The following is a 3,628-nucleotide window of genomic DNA, read 5'->3' on the forward strand; positions in this document are numbered from 1 at the left end:
ACGCTTGCTGTGAATTTGCAGTTTATTGATAATGATTATCATTGTTACATTGATTGTTATTTATAAACATTATGTCACGTACGGATAACAGCGCGGCAACGCCAGCAAAAACACACACAGCGCCAGCCCCTACCGAGCGCAGGATTGACAGCAAAACCCTGCTCGGCGATGAGGGACGGGTCATTATCGAGCATGACGGCCAGCGCTACCTTCTGCGCCAGACCCATGCCGGAAAACTGATCCTCACGAAATAAACAACACAAAAAACGACGCCAGCCACCCAGGTGAAACCCAGGCAGCCAGCGCTTTTCAATACTTATGGAGAGTTGCTATGCCACACCTGCCTTCCGCATCTTTACGTCCGTCACTTCTGGCGCTGGCGATCGTCAGCGCCCTGCCGGGCATCGCTTTTGCCGCCACCGATGAAATGACCGTGATCGCCACGGGTAACGCCCGCAGCGCCTTTGAAGCCCCCATGATGGTGAGCGTGATTGACGCCAGCGCCCCGGAGAAACAGACCGCCAGCTCGGCTGCCGACCTGCTGCGTAACATCCCCGGTCTGACGCTGGACGGCACCGGGCGTACCAACGGGCAGGACGTGAACCTGCGCGGCTATGACCGTCGCGGCGTGCTGGTGCTGGTGGACGGCGTGCGCCAGGGAACCGATACCGGACACCTGAACAGCACCTTCCTCGACCCGGCGCTGATTAAACGTATCGAAGTGGTTCGCGGTCCGTCGGCCCTGCTGTACGGCAGCGGCGCGCTGGGCGGCGTGATTTCGTATGACACCGTCGATGCGAAGGATCTGCTGGAGCCGGGTAAAAGCAGCGGTTACCGCGTGTTTGGTACCGGCGCGACGGGCGATCGTAGCCTTGGCATGGGGGCCAGCGCCTACGGACGCACAGACACGCTGGACGGGCTGGTGTCTTGGTCCAGCCGCGATCGCGGAGATATCCGCCAGAGCGACGGTGCAACGGCGCCTAACGACGAATCCATCAATAACATGCTGGCGAAAGGCAGCTGGAAAATCGATCCGGCCCAGACCCTGAGCGGCTCCCTGCGCTACTATAACAACGCCGCCCGGGAGCCGAAAAACCCGCAAACTCCCGGGGCGGACAGCAGTAACCCGATGACAGATCGCTCCACCATTCAGCGTGACGCGCAGCTGGGCTATAACATTGCCCCGGCGGGTAACGACTGGCTGAACGCCGACGCAAAAATTTACTGGTCCGAAGCGCGCATTAACGCACAGAATATCGACAGCAGCGGTGAGTTTCGCCAGCAGACCACCAAAGGCGGCAAAGTGGAAAACCGCACGCGCCTGTTCAGCGACACCTTTGCGGCACATCTGCTGACCTACGGTGGGGAATACTACCGTCAGGAGCAGCACCCGGGCGGGGCCACCACCGGTTTCCCGGAAGCGAAAATCGATTTCAGCTCTGGCTGGTTGCAGGATGAAATTACCCTTCGCGATCTTCCCGTCACCCTCCTTGGCGGCACACGCTATGACAATTACCGCGGCAGCAGCGATGGCTACGACGATGTCGATGCCGATAAATGGTCATCCCGCGCCGGGTTAACCATCAGCCCGACCGACTGGCTGATGCTGTTTGGCTCTTACGCGCAGGCGTTCCGCGCGCCTACCATGGGCGAGATGTATAACGACGCCAAACACTTCTCCATCGGACGCTTCTATACCAACTACTGGGTGCCAAACCCGAACCTGCGCCCGGAAACCAACGAAACGCAGGAGTTTGGTTTTGGCCTGCGCTTCGACGATCTGCTACTCGCCAACGATGCGCTGGAGTTTAAAGCCAGCTATTTCGACACCAAAGCCAAAGACTACATCTCCACCACCGTCGATTTTGCCGCCGCGACCACCATGTCTTATAACGTCCCGAACGCCAAAATCTGGGGCTGGGACATGATGGCAACCTACTCGGCCGACCTCTTCAACCTCGACCTGGCCTATAACCGCACGCGCGGGAAAGACACCGATACGGGCGAATACATCTCCAGCATCAACCCGGACACCGTGACCAGCAAGCTGGACATCCCGGTGGCGCAAAGCGGTTTCTCCGTCGGCTGGATTGGCACCTTTGTCGATCGCTCAACACATATCAGCAGCAGCTACAGCCAGCAGCCGGGCTATGCGGTCAACGACTTCTACGTGAGCTACAAAGGTCAGGAGCGGCTCAAAGGCGTAACCACAACGCTGGTGCTGGGCAACGCCTTTGACAAAGCGTACTGGTCACCTCAGGGCATTCCGCAGGACGGCCGTAACGGCAAGATTTTCGTAAGTTATCAGTGGTAATTCCCGTCGGGGCCACTCTTCAGAAGGAAAAGACAATGAATCACTACACACGCTGGCTTGAGCTCAAAGAAGATAATCCGGAAAAGTACGCGCGCGATATCGCCGGCTTAATGCACATCAGCGAAGCAGAGCTGGCCTTTGCCCGCGTGGGTCACGACGCCTGGCGACTGCGCGGTGAAATCCGCGAGATCCTGGGCGCGCTGGAAGCGGTGGGCGAAACCAAATGTATCTGCCGTAACGACTATGCCGTACATGAACAGACAGGGAGCTTCACCAACCAGCACCTGAACGGACACGCCGGGCTGGTGCTTAACCCACGCGCGCTGGATCTGCGCCTGTTCCTCAACCAGTGGGCAAGCGCATTTCACATCAGTGAAGCCACCGCCCGCGGCGAGCGGCAGAGCATTCAGTTCTTCGACCACCAGGGCGATGCCCTGCTGAAGGTCTACGCCACGGAGAACACCGACGTTTCCGCCTGGGGCGACATGCTGACCCGCTTTATCTTTGCCGAGAATCCCCCGCTGGCGTTACAGGTGGCCGATCGCCCGGCCCACGCTGAACAGCCGGAAGCCGCGCGCGTGGATGCCGAGTGGCGCGCCATGACCGACGTGCATCAGTTCTTCAGCCTGCTCAAGCGCCATAACCTCAGCCGCCAACAGGCGTTTCGCCTGGTGGGAGACGATCTGGCCTGCAGGGTAGCGAACACCGCGCTGGCGCAGTTGCTGGAGACGGTCCGCCGTGACGGGAACGACATCATGATCTTCGTCGGCAACCGCGGCTGCGTGCAGATCTTCACCGGCGCGGTGGAAAAGCTGGTGCCGATGAAAGGCTGGCTCAATATCTTTAACCCAACCTTTACCCTGCATCTGCTTGAAGGATCCATTGCGGAAACGTGGGTCACGCGCAAACCAACGGCAGACGGGCATGTCACCAGCCTGGAGCTGTTTGCCGCCGACGGGACGCAAATCGCCCAGCTTTACGGCCAGCGTACCGAAGGCGAACCGGAGCAGAGCCGGTGGCGCAGCCAGATTGACGCCTTAACGGCGAAAGGGCTGGCCGCATGAAACGGTGGCTTGCCCTGATCGGCGCCCTGCCCCTGTTGGCGTTTGCTGCGCCGCAGGAGAAAATCGTCACGCTCGGCGGCGACGTCACCGAGATTGTCTACGCCCTCGGTGCGGCTTCTTCGCTGGTGGCGCGCGACAGCACCAGCCAGTGGCCCCAGGCGGCGAATGCGCTGCCTGACGTAGGCTATCTGCGCCAGCTCAACGCGGAAGGGATCTTATCCCTGCGCCCCACGCTGGTGCTGGCCAGCGC

The 3,628-nt window shown here is 60.0% G+C and carries 4 protein-coding genes; all 4 read left to right on the top strand.

Annotated elements, in window-relative coordinates; genetic code table 11:
* The first annotated feature begins 71 nt into the window (after window positions 1-71).
* Window positions 72-254 carry a hemin uptake protein HemP gene (gene hemP / locus LDK53_RS21685; RefSeq protein WP_025757323.1) on the top strand — a complete coding sequence of 61 codons (183 nt, stop codon included), beginning with the start codon at window positions 72-74 and terminating at the stop codon, window positions 252-254.
* 77 nt (window positions 255-331) lie between these two features.
* On the top strand, window positions 332-2,314 hold the full coding sequence (locus LDK53_RS21690; RefSeq protein ID WP_225288042.1) for a TonB-dependent hemoglobin/transferrin/lactoferrin family receptor: 1,983 nt from the start codon (window positions 332-334) through the stop codon (window positions 2,312-2,314).
* A gap of 35 nt (window positions 2,315-2,349) precedes the next feature.
* Window positions 2,350-3,378: a hemin-degrading factor gene (locus tag LDK53_RS21695; protein ID WP_225288043.1), complete on the top strand. Its 1,029-nt coding sequence runs from the start codon at window positions 2,350-2,352 to the stop codon at window positions 3,376-3,378.
* On the top strand, window positions 3,375-3,628 hold a 254-nt coding region (locus tag LDK53_RS21700), incomplete at its 3' end, for an ABC transporter substrate-binding protein (protein WP_225288044.1). The genes LDK53_RS21695 and LDK53_RS21700, both read left to right, overlap by 4 nt.

The organism is Enterobacter sp. K16B (assembly GCF_020216105.1).
GTDB classification, from domain to species: Bacteria; Pseudomonadota; Gammaproteobacteria; order Enterobacterales; family Enterobacteriaceae; genus Enterobacter; species Enterobacter sichuanensis.